Origin of the sequence: Chryseobacterium kimseyorum (assembly GCF_025971945.1) — a bacterium.
GTDB classification, from domain to species: domain Bacteria; phylum Bacteroidota; class Bacteroidia; order Flavobacteriales; family Weeksellaceae; genus Chryseobacterium; species Chryseobacterium kimseyorum.
The window spans coordinates 333,900-355,603 of sequence record NZ_JAPDHW010000001.1 but is presented as its reverse complement, the minus strand read 5'-3'; the positions used below and the strand labels follow the sequence as shown (position 1 = coordinate 355,603).

The window sequence follows — 21,704 nt, the reverse complement described above, 5'->3', positions numbered from 1 at the left end:
AACAAATAATTATTTAACTTTAATTTAAAATAAAACGTGTACTGAAGACAGCACACGTTTTAAAGAGAATTTATATTAATAATTTTAATTATTTCCAGCCACCTCCTAAAGCTCTATATAAATCTACTGCAGCTTTCATTTTACTGTATTCTGCATTCGAAATATTAAGTTCTGCATTCAGTGAGTTTACACTTGCATTTAAAACTTCAAGATAATTCGCCATACCATAATTAACCAATTCCTGAGAATAGTCAACTGATTTTTGATAAGAATCCAGTTCTTTCTGTTTTAAAGCTATAAAAGAGTCCTGTACAGAAAATACTCTGATTGCGTCAGAAACTTCTTTTCCTGCAGTAAGTACCGTTTTTCTAAAGTTCAGGTAAGCAGTTTCTTTATTCGCCAAACTAACTTCGTAATTAGTCTTAATCTGTCTTTTGTTTAAAATAGGCTGAGCCAATCCTCCAATTAAACTCGCAAAAAGCGAATTCACACTGAACAAATGGTCAATATCAACGGATTGTAATCCACCGCTTCCCGTCAGCTTTAATGTCGGATAGAACTGTGCTTTTGCAGAATTGGTGAGTTCAAATGCATTCATCAGATTAAATTCAGCCTGCATCACATCCGGACGGTTTGCCAATAAATTCGCAGGATAACCTAACGCAAAGTTTTCCGGAAGTCTCTGACTTTCCAAAGTCGATCTCTCTATTGATTGTGATGGCTCTCCCATCAGCAGACTCATGGTATTTTCAAGTTGCTGAATCTGAGTATCGATATCGATTAGCAACGACTGCGCATTATACACCAAGGCCTGACTTTGTTGAACTGCAACTTCCGTCAACGTTCCGGCAACCTTTAAAGCCTTTGTCGTTTCAAGATTATTCTCACGGATCTTTATTGTTTCCTGAATAATTTTTTTCTGATCATCTAAAGTCAACAGCTGATAATAGCTTGATGCGATTGATGCAACCAAATCACTTTTCACAGCCTGATGTGCTGCAACATTACCTAAATATGTAGCCAGCTGAGCTTTTTCCTGAGCTTTTAATTTCCCCCATAAGTCAGCTTCCCAAGCGATGCTTCCTGTAATGTCAAACTGATTGACATATCTTCTTTCTCCAATGATCTGTCCAAACTGAGTATTCAGTGACTGAGTCTGAAAAGTATAACCAGGACCAACAGTTAACGTTGGTTGGTATGCCGCTTTACTCTGTCTCAAGTACGCTTCTGCAGATCTGATATTCTGCAGAGCAATTCTTATATCTAAGTTGTTTTCTAAAGCTTTTGAAATATGTTTCTGAAGGACAGGATCAGTAAATATTTCTTTCCATGAAACATTTGCGGTACTCGTGCTATCCTGAGGAAGCATATCTGTCCGGAAGAGTTTTTCATCTACTACCGCAGCAGGTCTTTCATACTCCTGTCTTACGTGACAAGAAGTAATAACCAAAGCGGTAAGCACTGAAAAAGCTGTTCCTTTTATTATTGATAAATTTTTCATTATTTAAATCTTAAAGATTTCTTATTCAGCTAAATTGATGTCTTCCTGTTTGATCGGTTTGATTTTCTCCTGTATAGTCTGGAAAACCACGTACAACACTGGAATTACGAATACTCCCAGGATGGTACCTATCAATAGTCCTATGGAAGCTCCGGTTGCAATTGATCTGTTACCTACTGCACCGATTCCACTCGCTAAAACCAATGGTAAGAGACCAAAGATAAACGCCAATGACGTCATTAAAATCGGTCGTAATCTCGCTTTCGCTGCATTGATAGCTGACTCTACAATTGTCTCACCATGATGTCTTCTCTGAACCGCAAATTCGATAATCAAAATCGCGTTTTTCGCCAACAATCCGACCAACATAATTAATGCAATCTGGAAGTAAATGTTGTTCTCAAGTCCCATTATTTTCTGTCCAAAATAAGCACCCATTACCCCAAGAGGAAGTGAAATTACTACTACCAGAGGCAGAATATAACTTTCATACTGAGCAGAAAGGATGAAATAAACAAATACTAAACTTAAAGCAAAGATCAATAAAGTCTGAGATCCCGAATTCAATTCTTCTCTAGTAAGACCTGTAAATTCAACATCATAATTCTGATCCAAGGTCTCTTTGGCAACTGCCTGTACAGCAGTAATAGCGTCACCCGAACTGAAGCCAGCTTTGTTGGCTCCTGTAATTTTCACAGAGGTAAATAAATTGTAACGGCCTACAGACTGAGGCCCGTACGTTTTCGTTAATGTTACAAACTGTGAAATTGGAGACATTTCGCCAGAACTCGTCTTAATATAGTACTGATTAAGATTTTCTGCATTGGCTCTGTCATCAGGAAGTGCCTGAATCATTACTCTGAACTGTTTCCCGTATTTCGTAAAATCAGCACCGTAAATTCCACCGATATATCCCTGCATAGTCGCCAAAATATCATTCACAGAAACTCCTTTCTGCTTAGCTAATGGAACATTGATTTCCATCATGTACTGCGGATATTTTGTATTGAATGAGGTTTGAGCAAATTCAATTTCCGGTCTCTGCATCAGATTTCCGATGAACTCATTGGTTTTTGCATCCAAAGCGGCAAAGTCACCACCCGATTTATCTAAAAGTACCATTTCAAAACCTGCACTGTTACCAAATCCAGGTACACTTGGCGGCTGAAAGAATACTACTTTTGCGTCAGGCACCTTCCCGGCAAGACCAAATAATCTTTTAGAAATTTCTTCAGATGATAAACCGTCACCTTTTCTGTCGTCAAACGGTTTAAGTTTAATAAAGGCTAGACCGTTATTACTTCCGTTTCCGGATAATAATCCTCTACCTGTTGAGATAGTGACATTCTGAATTCCGGGAATCTGCATAGCATCTTTCTGTAATGTTTTCAGAACGTTGTAGGTTCTTTCCATTGATGCTCCCGGAGGAAGCTGTACATCAGTAAAGATAATTCCTCTGTCTTCTGTCGGTACGAAACCTTTTTTCATACTTCCGTTGGCCCAGTAGATAATTCCTCCTGTAACAACTAGAATAACCAACGTTACCCACTTATGTTTAATTAGGAAATTAAATCCTCTTCCGTAACGGTCAGTCGCCGTTTTGAAGCCGATATTGAATTTATAAAAGAACTTCTGAATGAAATTTTTATTTTTATAATCTTCGTGGTGATCTTCGTGTGGTTTTAAGAATAATGAACATAAAACCGGACTCAATGTCAATGCATTAACCGCTGAAATAATAATCGCAATAATCAGGGTAATCCCAAACTGCTGATAAAATACACCCGTAGGACCTGTAATAAATGTTACCGGAATAAATACCGCCGCCATTACCAAAGTAATAGAGATAATCGCTCCTGTAATTTCATCCATTGCCTCAATCGTGGCTTTTTTCGCATTCGAAATACCGTTTTCCATCTTCGCGTGTACCGCCTCTACGACGACAATTGCATCATCCACCACAATTCCAATCGCTAATACCAATGCGAAAAGCGTTAAAAGGTTTAATGAATATCCAAATAAATTCAGGAAGAAGAATGTACCCACAATTGATACCGGAACTGCTATTGCAGGAATCAATGTCGATCTGAAATCCTGTAAGAAAATATACACTACAATAAATACAAGGATAAATGCTTCGATCAAAGTATGAATTACTTTTTCAATGGACGCATCCAGGAATTCATTCGTATCAAAGTTGAACGTATATTTTACGCCTTCTGGATATGAACTTTCGTTATCTTTAAGCTGTTTTTTAATGTTTTCAATAATTTCCTGAGCATTTGATCCCGGAGTCTGGAAAACCCCCATACTGATCGACGGATAGTTTCCATTTTCACCTACTCCTGAATAAGAAAGACCTCCCAGTTCAACTTTGGCAACATCTTTCAACATTAAATTCTGCCCGTCCGGAAGCGACTTTATGATAATGTCATCGTACTGTTCTTTTTCGCTGAATTTTCCGACATATTTAATGATGTATTCAAAAGAACTTCCACTGTTCTGTCCTAAAGATCCCGCAGCTGCTTCTCTACTCTGATCATTGATCGCGTTGGTTACTTCTGTAGGTGTAATTCCGTACGCTGCCAGTTTTGCAGGATCCAGCCAGATTCTCATTGAGTAGTTTTTACCACCAAAAACGTTGGCTTCACCTACTCCATTAATCCTCTGAAGATCTGGAATTACGTTGATATTCAAAAAGTTTTGAAGATAAACGTCATCAATATTTTTGTTCTCAGAATAGAAAGATAGGTACATCAAAGCACTGGTCTGCTGTTTCTGAGTTACCACCCCCGCTCTTGTAACCTCACTTGGTAACAATGGGGAAGCTCTCGAAACACGGTTCTGTACGTTTACTGCAGCAATATCTGCATCTACTCCCTGTTTGAAAAATACCTGAATTTGTGCTGAACCATCGTTACCTGCTGTGGAAGTAATATAATCCATACCTTCAACCCCGTTGATCTGCTCTTCCAAAGGTACAACCACACTCTTCATTACGGTTTCAGCGTTGGCTCCGGTATAATTTGCCCGAACACTCACCGTTGCCGGTGCAATGTCAGGATACTGTGTAACCGGAAGCGCTGTAAGTCCTAAAACCCCTAAAATAAGGATCATAATGGAAATTACAGTGGATAAAACCGGTCTGTTAATAAAGTTCTTTATCATTAGAATTTCGGTTTTACTGATTGTACAAGGCTATCCATGCTGACTTTTTTAGGTTTTACAGCTGTACCGGGTTTGATATTTCCTGTTCCTGCTGCAATGATTACTTCACCTTTTTTAATTCCGGATTTTATTAATGCTAAATTGTCGATTCTTTCGATTACTTCAACAACCGTATTTCTTGCCGTATCTTTTTCAACCTTATAAACGTAGACAATACCTTGCTGTTCGTAAGTTGCACTTTCCGGAACTACCAAAACGTTATCGTAAGATTTAGGGAATCTAATACTTCCACTGTTTCCGTTACTTAAAAGTTTCTGTGCATTTTTGAAGGCAACTCTGAACTGAATCGTTCCTGTTGTTGCATCAATAGAACCTGTGATGGCTTCAATTCTTCCTTTTTCAGGATATAAACTTCCGTTGGCAAGCTGTAACTCAACCATAGGAAGATTTTTGATTTTTTCCGGAACAGTTGCTCCTACAGATTTTTCAAGGAAGTCAAAATATTCTTTCTCATTCATTGAAAAGTAAGCGAACACTTCTGAAGTATCAGAAATAGTCGTTAAAGCTGACTGGTCTGTTGGACCAACTAAACTTCCGACTTTTAAAGGCAGTTTACCAATAACACCGGATATAGGCGCACGGATAATTGAGTAATCAACATTAGCGGCAGCTCCTTTATAGTTGGCATTAGCCTGCTGTCTTGCAGCGATTGCCTGCTGAACCTGAGCCTGAGCCTGAGAAAGATTTGCCTGAGCTGTCTGAAGCTGAATATTACTGATGATGTTTTTTTCAACCAAAGGCTTAAGCTTATTAACTTCAACCTGAGCGGCATTTACTGCTGCCTGCGCTGCGGCGATATTCGACTGTGCGGCACCGACTCCTGCTTTGGCTGCTGCTGCAGTTTCATTTAAAGTATTGGTCTCCAGACGGAATAGAGGTTGCCCTTTGGTCACATACTGACCTTCATCCACAAGAACCTGAGTAATGTAACCTGATATTTTTGCTCTCACATCATTGTTTACTCTACCTTCAATACTTGCAGGGAAAATATCGTATCCCGTTATATTTTTATTTTCTACCGAGACTACAGGATATGGTTTTGGGCCTTCCTGTTTCGGAGCTTCTTTTTTGCAGGCAGTAAGAGAAAATGCTGCTACAGAAAATAGTATAAGCTTGTTTGTCATTTTTATAGTTTATTAAGAGATTCCTGAATATTTACGATGTTTTTGTTTAAAAGAGATTTATAGACCTCAATTTTTTGGTCATAATCTTCGTCTTTTACTTTTCTGAATTGATTGAGATCGTCTAAAAGTTTAATTTCATCCTGCATTTTCTGAACAATTTTCTCAAACCTGATTTTTTTGTAATCTTCATTGGCGAAAAAATACCTCTTCCTCTCATCCATTTTATTAACATCAACAATCAACTGTGAATTTAATAGAAGTGTAATATTGGTGGAGACGGAACTTTTACTTGCCGAGAAAACTTCAACGAATTCATCAAAAGTAATTCCTACCTTTTCAAAATCGAAAATAAGGTAGGAATAGATTTTAGAAGCCAATGGAGGCAGATTAAACATGGTACTGTAAAATTTAACAGCATCCTGAAAAATCTTCTCATCAATTTCTATACTTTTATTCATAGATTATATATAAGTAAGCTACTTCATTGTTAAAAAGTATTGGGTGAACCAAAACTTTTGCCAGATACAATTCATAGCATATTAATTCGGAACAAATGTAAAACTTAGTTCGGAACTAAACGAACAAACTTAATAGAGTTTATGAATATATAGTTTCTTAAAGAATCAATTAAAATAGATTTAACTTTTAGCTGTTTTTTAAATCAATACTTTCTCGAACGCCTTCCTCATCCCGGAATTCAGCAACACCTCGCCACAGTAAGTATAGCCTTTGGCCTCAAGAATTTTCAGCATTGCTGTATTATCAAAATTGGTATCCACTTTTATGCTTGCGACATTCTTTGATTTTACAAATTCTTCAATACTGTCAAAAAGTTTTTTCACTAAGCCCTGTCCGGCAAAATCTTCTGATACCGCAACCCGGTGAATGACAACAAATTCTCCGGTTGTTAGCCATGCTCCGTCAATCGTACTGTACGCAGGTTCATCATTAAAGATCAGAGCAACATACACGGCAATCTTCTCACCAACCGTCAGAACAAATCCGAAATTTTTTGCAATATCGCTCTCTACAGTCTGTTCATTTGGATACCCGTTTTGCCACTGTGTACTTCCATCCAATCTTCTTCGCTCTATTGCCTGCTGTATAATTTTCCAGATAACATCTTTGTCTACAATTTCTGCTTTCCTAAATACAATGGTATTATTTTGAGTCATTAAGTTTATTTTTTTTAAAGTTTTAGATTTAAATATTTAAAAATTTTTATCTGTAATGATTTATTATTTGATAATCTGTAACATGCCTTTTAAAAATTGACAAAAAAAACCGAAAACTAATTTGAATTAATTTTCGGTTCCGAAGTAGTAAAATTTAAAATTATGAAATTGATTTTTATTGATTCTGATTTTGTTGAAGATATGCATCAATCACATCAAATGCTTTCTTCTCATCCTGCAAATCTACCATTACCTTCAGCGAAGTTGCGGTAGGTGTTGTCGTGAAAGTAAGATAATTATTTTCTACGGCATTGGTAATTTGCGCATCCTCTAATTTAGACTTGATCAACTGAATTTCTGAAGGTTTATCGCTTTCAAAAACTGATACTCTCGTGTTACGTTCCATATAAATTACATTTTGAGTATCTAAATATAGGACGTTTTTTTTACAATTCCAAATTTTGAAATTTTAAATTTTATTAATATTACTTTCAATTTTATCTAAAGCAATCTGAATTTCTTCCTTAGTAACGTTCAAATGCGGTCTGAAACGTAACGACTGGTCACCACAGGAAAGTATGATTAAACCCTCTTCAAACAGGATTTCTCTTAAATGATTTCTCTGTTCATGTGTAGGCAAATCGATCGCACACATCAATCCTCTTCCTCTCGCATTGGAAATTTTTTCAGGATGTTTTTGTGCTAAATTTTTTAGGCCATCCAATAGATAGTCTCCGACCACTTTAGCATTTTCAACTAACTTTTCTTTTTCAATCACCTCCATCACCAATTGGAAACGCAGCATGTCGATAAAGTTACCTCCGAATGTTGAATTGATTCTTGAACTTTCTCTGAATACATTATTCGGAACTTCATCAAATTTCTCTCTGTTTGCTAAAACTCCACAAACCTGAGTTTTTTTACCAAAGGCAATAATATCAGGTCTTACACTGAAATGTTCAAAAGACCACATCTTTCCTGTGATTCCGATTCCGGTCTGCACTTCGTCAAAGATGAGTAAAACTTCATGCTCGTCACACAGTTTTCTTAATTCAACAAAAAACTCATCTCTGAAATGATTGTCACCACCTTCTGCCTGAATTGGCTCAATAATGATACAGGCAACTTTGTCAGGATTTGATAAGATCGCCTCTCCGATGTTTAACAATGCCAATCTTTCATTATTAATTGTTTCCTCCAGATTTTCTTCAGTGATCGGGAAGGTCAATTTCGGATTTAAAATTCTTGGCCATTCAAACATTGGGAAATACTGATATTTTCTAGGATCTGAAGTATTTGTTAAACTTAAAGTATAACCGCTTCGTCCATGAAATGCCTGTCTGAAATGAATACAGATCCCTGCTTCAATATCAAGACCTTTGTCGAAATTTTTTCTTGTTTTCCAATCGAAGCAAGCCTTCATCGCGTTTTCAACACCCAAGGTTCCGCCTTCAATAAAGAATGCATACTGAAGTTCCTGTGGCATTACAACTCTTTCAAAAGTATCTAAAAAGTCTGCATATTCTTTAGAGTAAACGTCTGCCAAAGTCGGTTTGTTAATTGCCATTTTCCCCAGCCAGTCTGATTTTTCAACCAGATAAGGATGATTATAGCCAATTGAAGCTGAACCAAACATCGAAAACATATCCAGATAATTTTTACCTGTGATCGAATCATGAATCCATGATCCGTGAGAGTTTTCAATATCCATGACGAAATCAAAACCGTCTGCCAGAACGTGCTTACCTACGGTTTCTTTTACTTTATTTATTTTTGTTTCTACTGTGTGTTCCATATTGTTGTGATTGAATAATTAAAAATATTTAAAGATTTAAAAATTGTAAATGTTGCTTTTTTAAATCTCTAAACATCTTGAATATTTTAATTAAATATTTTATAAATCAAATTTAATTCCCTGTGCTAGTGGAAGATTTGCGGTATAATTGATGGTGTTGGTTTGTCTTCTCATATAGTATTTCCATACATCAGAGCCAGATTCTCTACCTCCGCCGGTTTCTTTTTCTCCACCGAAAGCACCACCGATTTCAGCACCTGAAGTTCCGATATTGACGTTCGCAATTCCACAATCTGAGCCAGCCTGAGAAAGGAATAATTCAGCTTCTCTCAAATTCTGAGTCATAATTGCTGAAGACAGTCCCTGAGGAACATCATTCTGGATTGCGATTGCTTCTTCTAATGTTTTGTATTTAATTAAATATAGAATAGGTGCAAAAGTTTCGTGCTGTACAATTTCAAAAGAATTTTCTACTTCAGCGATACACGGTTTTACGTAGCATCCCGATTCGTAATCTTTTCCTTCCAGAACTCCACCTTCCACAACAAATTTACCACCTTCCTGAATACAGTTTTCAATGGCCATTTCATATTGATTGACAGCATGAACATCGATAAGCGGTCCAACGTGCATATTTTCATCTAAAGGATTTCCAATTTTCAACTGTCCGTAAGCCTTAACCAAACGGTTTTTCACTTCATCATAAACATCCTCGTGAATAATTAATCTTCTAGTCGAAGTACATCTTTGTCCTGCAGTACCTACCGCTCCGAATACCGCTCCGATGATTGACATATCCAGATCGGCATCTTTAGAAATGATAATGGCGTTGTTTCCACCCAGTTCAAGAATTGATTTTCCGAATCTCTCTGCCACTTTTGATGATACCATTCTTCCTACTTTGGTTGAACCGGTGAATGAAATTAATGAAACCCGTTTGTCATCCACTAATTTTTGTCCGATCTCATGATCTGAAACCAAGACACTCGAAATACCTTCGGGAAGATTGTTTTCCTTTAAAACTTCCATCATAATATTCTGACAGGCTATGGCGCAGAAAGGAGTTTTTTCTGACGGTTTCCAAATCGTAACATTTCCACAAATCCACGCTAAAGCCGTGTTCCATGCCCAAACAGCAACAGGAAAGTTAAAAGCGGTAATTACTCCTACAATTCCAAGCGGATGATATTGTTCGTACATTCTGTGACCTGGTCTTTCAGAATGCATGGTGTAACCGTGAAGCTGTCTTGAAAGGCCAACTGCAAAATCACAGATGTCGATCATTTCCTGAACTTCACCAAGACCTTCCTGTAGAGATTTCCCCATTTCATAAGAAACAAGTTTACCCAAATCGTCTTTATACTCTCTTAATTTCTGACCCAGTTGTCTTACAAATTCTCCTCTCTTAGGAGCCGGGATCATTCTGAATTCTTTGAAAGCAGTTTGTGCAGTTTCAATTACCTTATCGTAATCTTTTTCTGCAGAAGTCTTAATTTTTCCAATTAATCTTCCGTCTGACGGCGAATAACTTTCAATGGTTTTCCCGGAAGCGAAAAATTTACCTCCTGTAGAAGTTCCTTTATTTTCATCTTTTATTCCGAGATTTTTTAAAGATTTTTCAATTCCGAAATCTTTGACTTTTTTTGACATAAATGTTACTTTTCGTTTTGTCTAAAGATAAAAATATTTCTGAGACTGATGAAACTTTAATGATTTTAAAGCTGTTTTTATTTGGAATGATTATAAACATCTTTATATTTGCATGATAAATTTTTGTGTAAATGGAAACCAATAAATCTGTAAATGAACCTGCAGAAGAGAAAAATTCCCGCTGGAAAAAGATGCTGAAGAAATTCGGGATTGGTGGAATTATCTTTTTTACAGTGAAAGGGATTATCACTTCTACGCTGATTTATTTTCTTGGAAAAAATTTCTGGACTGTAATCAGCAGTTACTTCTCAGGGATTTTTCAATAAAAAAGCAAAAGATTTATCAACTGTTTTTCGTTTTAAATAACAATTTTTTTCTTTCGAATTTATCAAATTTTATTTTGTTAATATTCCAATCTTACTACCTCAATTCTTTGGTCAACATTTGATTGTTTTTCAATAAACTTGTAAATTGATTCATCATTTCTGATGGTAAATTATTTCTTTTTTATGGTTTTCGGAATTTCATTTTCTTAATTCTGATTATTTTTATCTCGCTTTTTTAGCTGATTCAGCAGATCTATTATTTGTCAATAAAATTAAATCCCTAAGTTTCGGGATATGAAATTCTTTGGAACAACTGTTATAATTCAAGTTGTTTTCCTACTATTCATTATTTTATTTAAAGTATGACTTCCGTATATTTTGACTCATCAAATGTATGAGTACTTCTTGCTCTCAAACTAACATTTCCGTTTTTTAAATATTGATAATTCTTTTTCAGTAATTCAAATCATTTTTCATTGTATCCTTTAATTTTAAATATAAAAAATCCCGAAAAGTGAATTTTCGGGATTCTTAAATATTAATGAAAAAGAATTTAATTTTTCTTTAAAGCTGCAAATTTAAAGTAAGAAATTACAGCTAAAATTAGCATTGATGCTAAGCCGATGTAAACCCAAGCCGGTACAGGAACTGGGTCACCTGCTGCGTAAGAATGCAGTCCGCTTAAATAATAGTTAACTCCAAAATAAGTCATGACCATTGAACAGAATGCAAACATCGTCGCAACGTGGAATGCCCATCTGCTTCTCAGTCCCGGAACCAATCTCATGTGTAGTACAAATGCGTAAACCATAATTGAAATGAACGCCCAGGTTTCTTTTGGATCCCAGCTCCAGTATCTTCCCCATGATTCATTGGCCCAGATTCCGCCTAAAAAGTTTCCTACTGTAAGCGCAAAAAGACCCATTGTTAAAGACATTTCAGAAACAATTGCCAGTTCTTTCAACGTTGTATCGTTATGAACTTTAAATGCATTTTTATTTGAAATAATATAAAATACCAGAGAAATCACCGCGATAATCATCGACAGGCCAAAGAAGCCATAGCTCGAAGTAATAATGGCAACGTGCACAATCAACCAGTACGATTTCAAAACAGGAACCAATGGTGTAATCTGAGGATCAAGGGCTGAACCTCCGTGAGCAAATCCCATCATAATTACAGCCACCATAAATCCAGCTGCGGGAATTAAAGCATTAGAAGTATTTCCTTTACTCACTAATCTCATACTGGCCAAAGCAGCTTTCTGCTCCAAATTTGGTTTCCCAAATCCAAAGTAGAACATTAATCCGGCAGAAATTCCGATCCATGAAATGAAGATAATTGCTTCATATCCGTTACTCCACGGAGCGTGACCGGAAATAAACCATCTTGCAACAAGACCTAAGAAATGAAAGAAATATCCTACAACTCCTGAGTAAATAATTATTTTAATGATTCTGTTTAAAAGTTTATTAGGCTTAAACAATTCAACAAAACCTAAGATCAACAGTAGACTTCCGATGATTGTATAGAAAATTAAAAGTTTGAAGTTAAGATTCACTTCATTCATGAAAACCTCCAGATCAACTTTAGTTTTAGAAGGAACTACGCTTTTGCCCCATTTCTGCTGATATTCTGAGAGCTTAGCCAGTTCAGCATCAGCTTTGCTCCAGTCTCCTGTTTTCTGAGCCTGAAGAGCTTCTGCGAAATAAGGTCCCATTACCTGTTGAGATTCCTGATCCGGTTCCATTTTCTGATCAAGCCAAGAATGCCAGGTGTGATTCGGATCGTTTTTTACAGGAACAATTCTCATAAACTGTCCGCTGAAAAACTCATTGAAAATTTGTACTCTTTCGTTTATTTTAATGACTTGCTTGTCATACTCATTCTGTTCTGAGGCTTTTTTACGGAAAGCGAGATTGTAGTCTTCATCTAAGATGTAAGTCAGGTTTCCGTTAGCATCTGCCGGGAAAAGACTCATCAGAGAAGTATAACCATCTTCATTTGCTTTCGTTTTTCTTAAAAGTTCTTTACCTCCTTTTGCATCAATTTTAATCATTGGAACCATCGTCCAGCTTGGAGTGTCTGTATTGACAGATAAAAACCATTGGTTTGCGGTAAGATATTTTCCGTCAGTTCCTCTGAAAGCATCTTTTTGATACAGTTTTCTTAAAACATCTAAAGCCTGTGTATTGATCGGAACTATTCTTCCTTCAATGTTCTGAACTAAAAGATATCCGAATTTATCTGCGTGTTCTTTGCTGATTTTATTTCTTGCAATGATCTCGTCAGGAGAAATCATTTTCATTTTCGTTAAAGGTACTGCTACAGAATTCTGCTGTGGGCTCGCCTGTGGCTGTACTGACTGCGGAGTTGCTTCATGTGTATGACCATCGCCTTCCACATGCACATGTTCTCTGCTTCCATCTGTAGTCCCGTGAGTCTCAATTTTTTGAGCGTTTAAACCGAAACTTAAGAATAAAAGTAAAATCGCAGCTGCTCTTTTTTTGTTAATGTCTTTCAGCATTTTGTTTAATTTCCAGAAGTGGGTTCCTTTCCAGAAGAACATTACAAACATTCCCCCGAACAAAAATGCATATCCGATATACGAAATCAAAGTTCCCCAGAAATCATGATTTACAGATAAAACGGTTCCCATTCTGTCCGGTGAAAAACTCGACTGGAAGAAACGGTACCCTTTATAATTTAAAACATTATTCATATAAATTTTATACGCGGTCTGTTTACCCTGATCAATAATTTTCACATGACTCTCGTAGGCACTTGGAGATGAACTTCCAGGATACGTTTCCATCACGAAATCATCTAATTTCAAAGCGAAAGGAGTGTTGTAAATTTTCGGTCCGAAACCTACCATAATATTCAGATTATCAATAGAAACCTGCTTGTAAGCATTTGGATTTCCTCTTTCAACAGACAGATCGACAATCTGTTTTGTTTTTGGGCCTTGAAGTTCGATAGTCATTACATCAGGAACATTCTGATCTTTCTTTCTGTCTCCTTCAAATGCGAGTAATTTACCTTTTCTAAGACCTTCAGGTACTACTAATTTTAATTCGTTAATCGTATAAAGACTTCTCAAAACTAAAGGCTGAAACTGATCTTTCACGGTCGTTCCGGTAGCCTGAGTTGCCATCGTCATGAAGTTAGCGTCAACAGGAGTTTTAATTAAAATCTGTCCGTTTTCTTTTTTAAATTCAACCGCACCTTCAATAGCTCTGTTGAACGTTACCAAAGTTCCATTAATAGATTTGGTTTCTCCCGGTTTGATGTAGATATTCTGTCTCCCGGTTTCGGCTGTAGAAACAAGATGAAGATATTCCGCCCCGTTAGGATCAGCAATTAAGCTGTCTTTCTTTCTCTGAACATAATCTAAAGTCTTCACTTTAATCTCTTTTCCGTGGAAATCATATGTCGCATTAAAGTTTTTATGTAATGGCGACATTAAGTAAGGAACATCCTGATAATTTAATACATCACCTTTATTCTCAATCTGGATTTTAAAGAAATGTTTATCGGTGACAATTTCATTGGAAGTCTCTCCTTCTCTGATAACCATCTGACCCTCAAAACTGACATATCTTGTGATTGCTCCACCAATAAAAATTAAAATAAATGCAAGGTGAAATACCAAAACCGGCCACTTTTCTCTTTTCCAAAGACGGTAACGCGATATGTTTCCAACGAAATTTAATATCAAAACAATCATGATCAGTTCAAACCATTTTGCTTCGTAAATTAATGCTTTCGCTGTGGGCGTTCCATAGTCGTTTTCTAAGAATGTTGCGTAGGCCATAGAAAAGGCATAAACAAGCAACAGAACAGCCATTGTTCTGGTTGAAATAAGAATATCCTGGATCTTCTTCATGATTTTTTTTACTTGACATGCAAAAATAAGGATGATAAAACGAAAGGCAGAGGAAAAAAGCTGTTTTTTGTCATTAGAAGCCGATGAAACCGTTATTTTGAATGATTCTTAATAGTGTTTAAATCTTTATTAAAAATCTAAATTATCTGTGAATCAGTATAGAAATGGGACTTCGTTTTAGTGAAAAAAAATAAGCACAATATTAAAAAAACACTAAATTTGCCGGGATTGACATTATGGAAAAGAAAACACAAAAACCACAGACCGAATCGCCTGAAAAAGGCAAAATCTTATCGAAGCCACGCATCTTTTTCGGATTAACGTTTATCGTTTTTTCGGGAGTTCTAGCACTTTCTTTCATTTCGTATTTAATGAATTGGAAGTCAGACCAAAGCCAAGCTGGAACCATGCTTGATAAAAGCATACAGTCTTCTAATATTTTTGGGAAATTGGGTGACTGGCTGGGCAATATTTTCATCTTTGAAAGCATTGGTGTAGCATCATTTATTGTTGCTTTCCTTTTTGTGGTTTTCGGGACGATGATTCTGAAGAAAAAGATCTTTAAACCATGGATGACTTTCGGGCATTCTTTATTCTTTATCTGTTGGCTGCCTATCTTTTTCGGAGCCATCACAAAGGGCCAGGGAAATGCTGGAGTTCTCAGCGGAGTCTACGGTTACCAAATTATGGATTCTATGAATGCTATTATTGGAAGTGTGGGTCTTTGGCTGGTTTTAGTAGTAAGCATTGCTCTTTATTTCATTCTGGAATTCAATCTCAGACCGAGCTCAATCAAATCAAAATTCAACGAAATCAACGAAAGTACGATCGGCAGAGTAAAATCAATGATGCCGAATTCGAGCGAAAACTTTGAAGCTGATGAAGAACTTGAAAATGAAATTCAGGATTCTGATTCAAATATTACAGTGACTGATGTTTCAAACAATGGAAAGATTCAGGAGGTAGAAAAACCTGTGAAAGTTTCAACTGTTGAACCACCGGTACAGGTACAGACTATCGTTACTCCCAATCAGACTTCGTTTGAAGAAATTAAGAAAGAATCTTCACCAACCGTAAGTTTAGATTTAAATACAAAACCGGTAATTCCAGTTGCAAAACCTGAGGAAGCTTTTGATATCAAACCTTCACCGATTTCAACGCCATCATCAGACGGAATCAAATTTAACGTAGAAGTTGCGCCAGCTGTAGAGATTATTACAGATGCCGATCAACAGTCTAATGATCTGGTTGAAAAACACGGTTTGTATGATCACCGTTTAGATTTGGCTAAATTTCAGATGCCACCTTTAGATCTGTTGAAAGACTACGGAAATGAAGAAATCTCGGTTAACAAAGAAGAATTAGAAGAAAATAAAAATAAAATCGTTGGTTTACTGAAGAACTTTAATGTAGGAATTGCTGAAATTAAAGCTACGATCGGACCAACCGTTACTTTGTACGAAATTGTACCGGAAGCAGGAATCAGAGTTTCTGCAATTAAAAAACTGCAGGATGATATTGCGCTGAACCTTTCAGCTCTTGGTATCAGAATTATCGCACCGATGCCAGGAAAAGGAACAATAGGAATTGAAGTGCCTAGAAAAAATCCTACCATGGTTTCTATGCGTTCGGTAATCGCTTCACAGAAATTTCAGAATACAGACATGGATCTTCCGGTTGTTTTTGGAAAAACAATTTCGAATGAAGTTTTCATGGCCGATTTATCAAAAATGCCTCACCTTCTGATGGCGGGTTCTACAGGACAGGGAAAATCGGTGGGTATTAATGCAATTCTGACTTCCCTACTCTACAAAAAACATCCAAGCGAATTGAAATTCGTAATGGTGGATCCTAAAAAAGTAGAGCTTTCTTTATATTCAAAAATTGAAAGACATTATCTGGCGAAACTTCCTGATTCTGATGATGCCATTATCACAGATACTCATAAGGTTATTAATACATTGAATTCTCTTTGTGTTGAGATGGATCAGCGTTACGATTTGCTTAAAAATGCTTTCTGTAAAAATTTAAAAGAATACAACAAAAAATTCTCTGAAAGAAAACTGAATCCTGAAAACGGACACCGATATTTGCCTTATATCGTTTTGGTTGTGGACGAATTTGCAGATTTAATTATGACCGCAGGAAAAGAGGTGGAACTTCCTATCGCAAGATTGGCGCAGTTGGCAAGAGCGGTTGGAATTCACTTAATTGTTGCAACTCAGAGACCTTCTGTTAACGTTATCACGGGGATGATTAAAGCAAACTTCCCGGCAAGAGCGGCATTCAGGGTAATATCAAGTGTAGATTCAAGAACGATTCTGGATTCTCCGGGAGCTGATCAGCTTATTGGAAAAGGAGATATGCTTTATTTTAACGGGAATGAAATTTTAAGACTTCAGTGTGCATTTGTTGACACTCCGGAAGTTGAACGACTGGCTGAATTTATTGGTGAACAAAAAGGATATGCTTCAGCCTTTATGCTTCCTGAATATGTAAATGAAGAGGCGACAAGTTCTGTAGGAGCTTTTGATCCTAACGAAAAAGATCAACTGTTTGACGACGCAGCAAGAATTATTGTTTCTACACAGCAGGGTTCCACTTCAATGCTGCAGAGACATTTGAAACTGGGATACAACAGAGCGGGAAGAATTATGGATCAGCTGGAAGCTAGCGGAATTGTTGGAGGATTTAACGGTGCAAAAGCAAGAGAAGTTCTGATCAGTGATCTGAATTCTTTGGAACAGTTTTTGGAAGATCTGCGAAATTAAAACAGGACTATTTAACTTTTGACAGACGACGTTGTCTAAGAAGTAGTAGAAAATTATAAATAGAAAGATGAAAAAATTAATTTCAAAAATAGTATTCGGAAGTTTTGTATTTGGAAGTATTGCATTTGTTCAGGCTCAGAAAATTGATGCTAAAGCAAAGAAAATATTGGACGATGTAACGGCAAATTACAAATCTAAAAAGAATTCTTATTTCAAATTTGCTTTCGGAAGTGGCGTAAACGGAACGGTAAGTAAAAACGAACCTGGAATCTACTACACTGCCGGAGATAAATACAAATTGAAAATCATGGAAACAGAACAGATTTTCGATGGCAGTAAAATATACAATATCAATACAGAAGATAAAGAAGTTACTGTAGCAAAGCCCAACGAAAGTTCTACGATGTTCTCCCCTATTAACTATCTTACATCATACCGAAAAGACTATAATGTAACTTACAGTGGTAAAAAAACAGTTGATGGTGTGAGCGCAGATTTCATTACACTGACTCCTGTTAAAGCAAACGGATTAAAGTCTATCTACATTTATATTGACGGAGCAAAAAAACAAATGCTGAAACTTGAGCAGCACGGAAACAACAAGGATATTGCGGTAATCTCAATTAAAGAGTATAAAGAAAATCAGCAATTGGATCCTAATATGTTCGTTTTTGACAAGAACAAGTTTAAAAATTATCTTGTTACAGAATTATAATTCTAAATATATATTAAAATTTAAAGTCACAAAAGAAACTTTGTGGCTTTTTCATTAATTTTGGCGAATGTTTAAATTATTAGACCGATATATTATTAAAACCTTTTTTGGTCCGTTTTTATTTATCTTCAGCGTACTGTTTTTCATTTTCATTGTAAACATTATCTGGATTCAGCTCGGGCAGTTTTTAGGAAAAGGTCTTACTACATTTCAGATTATGAAGCTGCTTTTCTATTTAGGAGTCAGCGTTGTAAGTATGGTATTGCCTTTAACGATACTTTTAGCGAGTATCATGTCTTTTGGTGAACTGGGCGAACGGTATGAGCTTGCGGCTATGAAAGCTGCAGGAATTTCTCTTACCCGCGTCATGTTACCACTTTTTGGCGTTGCAGCGATTCTGGCCGTCATGCTTTATTTCTTTTCCAATAATATAATTCCTGATTTTCAGAGAAAGGCAAAGAATATGCTCTTCAACATTGCACAGACTAAACCTGCATTAAATTTCACGCCGGGTCAGTTCATCGATCAGATTCCAGGTTATATGGTCAAATTCGATAAAATCGAGGGTGAAGAAGGCCGAGATCTGGAAGGAATTTTCATTCATAAAAAAGCAAGTACTTTTGAAAATCAACAGTCCATTGTTGCAAAAAAAGGAAAATTTGTCACGCCCCGCAACAAAAATTATTTACAGTTAGTCTTATTTGACGGTTATGTTTTTGAAGACAGCTATGCCGGAAAAGCTGAAAATGTGCGTTTGAAACAACCGGATCAGGCGATAAAATTTGACACTCTGGTATCGCATTTTGACGTAAGTGAAATCATTAATAAAGCGATTGAGCAGGAAAGAATTACGGATGATTACCGTTTTCAGACATTCAGTGAGTTAAACACAACCATTGATAAAACAAGAAAAGATAACGCCAAGCTGACTACAAATATCAGCAATGAGCTTATATCGCAAACCAGCTCAGTGGTAAGCTACATGGATAAAAATAAATCTAAAGCTCCCGTAAAGCAGCAGTATAAACTGGATACAATAAAAAGTGATAAAAAGCTCGAATTAATTTCTAATGCATATACAAGGTTAGAAAATCTCAAATCAACACTGACTTCTAAAGAACAGGAACTTGATCCGAGTGTAAAATATTTCAGCAAAGTAGTTATCTATCAGCAGCGAATTATCTCCTACTCTTTTACATGTATCATTTTCTTTATGATCGGTGCAAGTTTAGGTTCCATTATTAGAAAAGGAGGAATGGGAGTTCCGGTAATTGTAGCGATTGTCATTTTCATTATATTTTACGTGATAAATGTCGGTTTTGAAAACGTAGCCTGGTCCGGTAAAATGAGTCCTTATCTGGCTGCCTGGCTGCCCAATATTATTCTGTTTCCTTTCGGAGTTTTAATGACATATAAAGCTCTGACAGACTCACAGTTATTTGATTCTGAAAAATATAAAACGTTTTTCAAACCTCTAACCAAATTATTTGTAAAAAATAAAGAGCATAAGAGATATCAATAGTATTAATTCCGGAGCCTGCCTCCGGTTTTTTTTGTTATTTAATGAAGGTTTCCGGCATAATCTTTCTCAAAAATTATAGAATATTGACATTTCAAAAAAAAATCTCATATTTATAACCTAATTTAAATGAAATAAATAATGAGAAAAATTTTACTGTTTGGGCTGTTCAGTTTAATGACTACGAGTGTCTATGCTCAAGAAGAAAATACAGATTACGAACTAAAGGCTGACGAAAAAAAATTTGGATATGTCATCGATAAAAGCGGAAATAAAATTGAAGGAATTGTAAGGTTGGCGGGCAACGATATGAGTCCTTGGGTAAATCAGAAAAAAGTAAAGTTTATTTCTGCTGCTGATATCGACAAGTCAAAGAAAAAACAGAAATTCAAAACAATGGATTCTGATGATCTCAAAGAATATGTTGCTTATGATGACAGTAATGTTGAGAGGCATTTTGAAGTTGTGAAATACACTAACACCAAAGAAGGTTTTAACACAGCAACCGGTGGATTGAGCGGTAACATCAAAGCCTTTAATAATCTTACCAAAAGCAATCAGTTTGCGGAAGTGGTGACAGACGGAAAAATTAAAGTATACAAACTATACGGTTATCCTACGACTTTCTCTGCAGGACAGAATCAGATCAACGAAGCCGATAAAGAAACCGAAAGAATGAGGAAAAATCCTTCTTTCATTTATACTAAAAAAGGAAGTAAACTGAAGGAACTGACTTTGAAAGAATCTAAAATCATTACGGCAGACTGCAGCTATGTGAAAGAAAAAATCGGTAGTGGCGCGTATGCATCGCTGAAAGAAGATGAGAAGAAAAGATCAGGCCTGGGAAAATTTATTAAAAATCAGATTGATGACGTAATGTCTAATGTTCCTCAGATTGTTGACGAAGTAATTCTAGATTATAATGAAAACTGTAAGTAATCTTTATCCTTAAAAATTAATCAAGCAACTGCGTATGTAGTTGCTTTTTTTTTATAAATATTCTCACTGTAAATTTGTTAAAAGTGCCATAAACATTATATTTGCAAAATAAATTTATTCAAGATTAAGTGATTATTTAATCAAAAAAAATACTATGCTTAAAAACATTTTAAAAGTTTCTGTCTTCGGATTTGTACTACTCTCCTGTTCTGGGACAGATGAGCTGATTGATGATCTTAAGAAGGAAGAAATAATTGTTAATGATGAAAATCTGACAAAACTGGGCATTAAAATTACTGCAGACAAATCACAAGGCAATATCTTTGAAAGTTTTCAGTTTAAACTTGATCAGAACAGCCAGTCTACCTACTTTGGAGAGCTTGAGTATCATTTAGATTCGCTGGTCTTTAAAATGTCTGACAGCCATGTCACAAAAAAGCTTTTTCAGAAGTTAGAAAATGGTAATGTAGGTGTTACCACATTTAATCATCATTTTTATTTTCCCGGAGAATACAGCGCTGGCATCTTGGGATATAAGAAAGGTAAGGTTATTTACAAAGATCAGATTACTTTGAAAGTGACCGACAAGAATGACTTTTTAACCATCAATTGGAATAATTTTCAGGCCAGCGGAAATTCAGTAGGTTACATCAATGCGTTACTGAAAAATAACCTGTCAGTTTATTCAGCATTTGAGGGAAATTATCCCTATATTTTTGTAAGAAATTCGTGGAATAATTCATCCAACTACAGCTCAGATCAGATCAACCAGATGGACAGAGATTTTCTATATAATTACCTGGTTAAACTGTATTCAGCGCCCCAGTATTCTGAATCAAATACAGCCAACTTAAAGAATGTGTACTTAGAGAATTTTAAAAAATCAATCAACAATGATATTCCTGTCAGTATTTGGATAAGTCCCAAGAATAAAATTGCTTTAATGAAAGAATATTCTAAGAACAATCCGGCTCAGTTTTATGGATATAGAATTTTAGCCGAACCGAATAATTAAAGATTCAAATTACATTTTGTGCAGTTAATTTTAGCTGCATTTTTATTTTTTGATAAA

The 21,704-nt window shown here is 36.0% G+C and carries 15 protein-coding genes; 6 read left to right on the top strand and 9 right to left on the bottom strand.

Annotation, left to right across the window (positions count from 1 at the left end):
* Window positions 1-88 precede the first annotated feature (88 nt).
* From OMO38_RS01705 to amaB, 8 genes are all read right to left on the bottom strand, one after another.
* Complete coding sequence (locus OMO38_RS01705; RefSeq protein ID WP_264748519.1) at window positions 89-1,501, bottom strand: efflux transporter outer membrane subunit; 1,413 nt, start codon at window positions 1,499-1,501, stop codon at window positions 89-91.
* A gap of 21 nt (window positions 1,502-1,522) precedes the next feature.
* A complete protein-coding gene (locus OMO38_RS01700) occupies window positions 1,523-4,669 on the bottom strand; it encodes an efflux RND transporter permease subunit (protein ID WP_264748518.1) in 3,147 nt (1,048 codons plus the stop codon).
* The gene (locus OMO38_RS01695) at window positions 4,669-5,853 is read right to left on the bottom strand and encodes an efflux RND transporter periplasmic adaptor subunit (protein ID WP_264748517.1); all 1,185 of its coding nucleotides are present in this window, start codon (window positions 5,851-5,853) and stop codon (window positions 4,669-4,671) included. Before OMO38_RS01695 ends, OMO38_RS01700 begins: the two co-directional genes overlap by 1 nt.
* Window positions 5,854-5,855: 2 nt before the next feature.
* On the bottom strand, window positions 5,856-6,311 hold the full coding sequence (locus OMO38_RS01690) for a GbsR/MarR family transcriptional regulator (RefSeq protein ID WP_264748516.1): 456 nt from the start codon (window positions 6,309-6,311) through the stop codon (window positions 5,856-5,858).
* 198 nt (window positions 6,312-6,509) lie between these two features.
* The gene (locus OMO38_RS01685) at window positions 6,510-7,028 is read right to left on the bottom strand and encodes a GNAT family N-acetyltransferase (RefSeq protein ID WP_264748515.1); all 519 of its coding nucleotides are present in this window, start codon (window positions 7,026-7,028) and stop codon (window positions 6,510-6,512) included.
* A 175-nt stretch (window positions 7,029-7,203) separates the two neighbouring features.
* Window positions 7,204-7,434, bottom strand: coding sequence for a DUF2007 domain-containing protein (locus OMO38_RS01680; protein ID WP_129537152.1), 231 nt, complete (start codon window positions 7,432-7,434; stop codon window positions 7,204-7,206).
* A gap of 63 nt (window positions 7,435-7,497) precedes the next feature.
* Window positions 7,498-8,823, bottom strand: coding sequence for an L-lysine 6-transaminase (gene lat, locus OMO38_RS01675; protein ID WP_264748514.1), 1,326 nt, complete (start codon window positions 8,821-8,823; stop codon window positions 7,498-7,500).
* Window positions 8,824-8,922: 99 nt separating this feature from the next.
* Complete coding sequence (amaB, locus tag OMO38_RS01670; RefSeq protein WP_264748513.1) at window positions 8,923-10,473, bottom strand: L-piperidine-6-carboxylate dehydrogenase; 1,551 nt, start codon at window positions 10,471-10,473, stop codon at window positions 8,923-8,925.
* A 131-nt stretch (window positions 10,474-10,604) separates the two neighbouring features.
* On the opposite strand from amaB, the gene OMO38_RS01665 reads away from it, so the two are divergent.
* Entirely contained in the window at window positions 10,605-10,799 is a 195-nt protein-coding gene (locus OMO38_RS01665; protein ID WP_264748512.1) for a hypothetical protein, read from the top strand.
* 553 nt (window positions 10,800-11,352) lie between these two features.
* On the opposite strand, the gene OMO38_RS01660 is transcribed toward OMO38_RS01665, so the two are convergent.
* On the bottom strand, window positions 11,353-14,688 hold the full coding sequence (locus OMO38_RS01660; protein WP_264748511.1) for a cytochrome c biogenesis protein: 3,336 nt from the start codon (window positions 14,686-14,688) through the stop codon (window positions 11,353-11,355).
* A 236-nt stretch (window positions 14,689-14,924) separates the two neighbouring features.
* Between OMO38_RS01660 and OMO38_RS01655 the strand changes: the two genes are divergently transcribed.
* The 5 genes from OMO38_RS01655 (at window position 14,925) to OMO38_RS01635 (ending at window position 21,647) form a co-directional block, all read left to right on the top strand.
* Window positions 14,925-17,459: an FtsK/SpoIIIE family DNA translocase gene (locus OMO38_RS01655; RefSeq protein WP_264748510.1), complete on the top strand. Its 2,535-nt coding sequence runs from the start codon at window positions 14,925-14,927 to the stop codon at window positions 17,457-17,459.
* A 67-nt stretch (window positions 17,460-17,526) separates the two neighbouring features.
* The gene (locus tag OMO38_RS01650) at window positions 17,527-18,174 is read left to right on the top strand and encodes a LolA family protein (protein WP_264748509.1); all 648 of its coding nucleotides are present in this window, start codon (window positions 17,527-17,529) and stop codon (window positions 18,172-18,174) included.
* A 67-nt stretch (window positions 18,175-18,241) separates the two neighbouring features.
* Window positions 18,242-19,696: an LptF/LptG family permease gene (locus tag OMO38_RS01645; protein ID WP_264748508.1), complete on the top strand. Its 1,455-nt coding sequence runs from the start codon at window positions 18,242-18,244 to the stop codon at window positions 19,694-19,696.
* 138 nt (window positions 19,697-19,834) lie between these two features.
* Entirely contained in the window at window positions 19,835-20,632 is a 798-nt protein-coding gene (locus OMO38_RS01640; protein WP_264748507.1) for a hypothetical protein, read from the top strand.
* Between the two features lie 154 nt (window positions 20,633-20,786).
* Entirely contained in the window at window positions 20,787-21,647 is an 861-nt protein-coding gene (locus OMO38_RS01635; RefSeq protein WP_264748506.1) for a hypothetical protein, read from the top strand.
* Window positions 21,648-21,704: the final 57 nt, after the last annotated feature.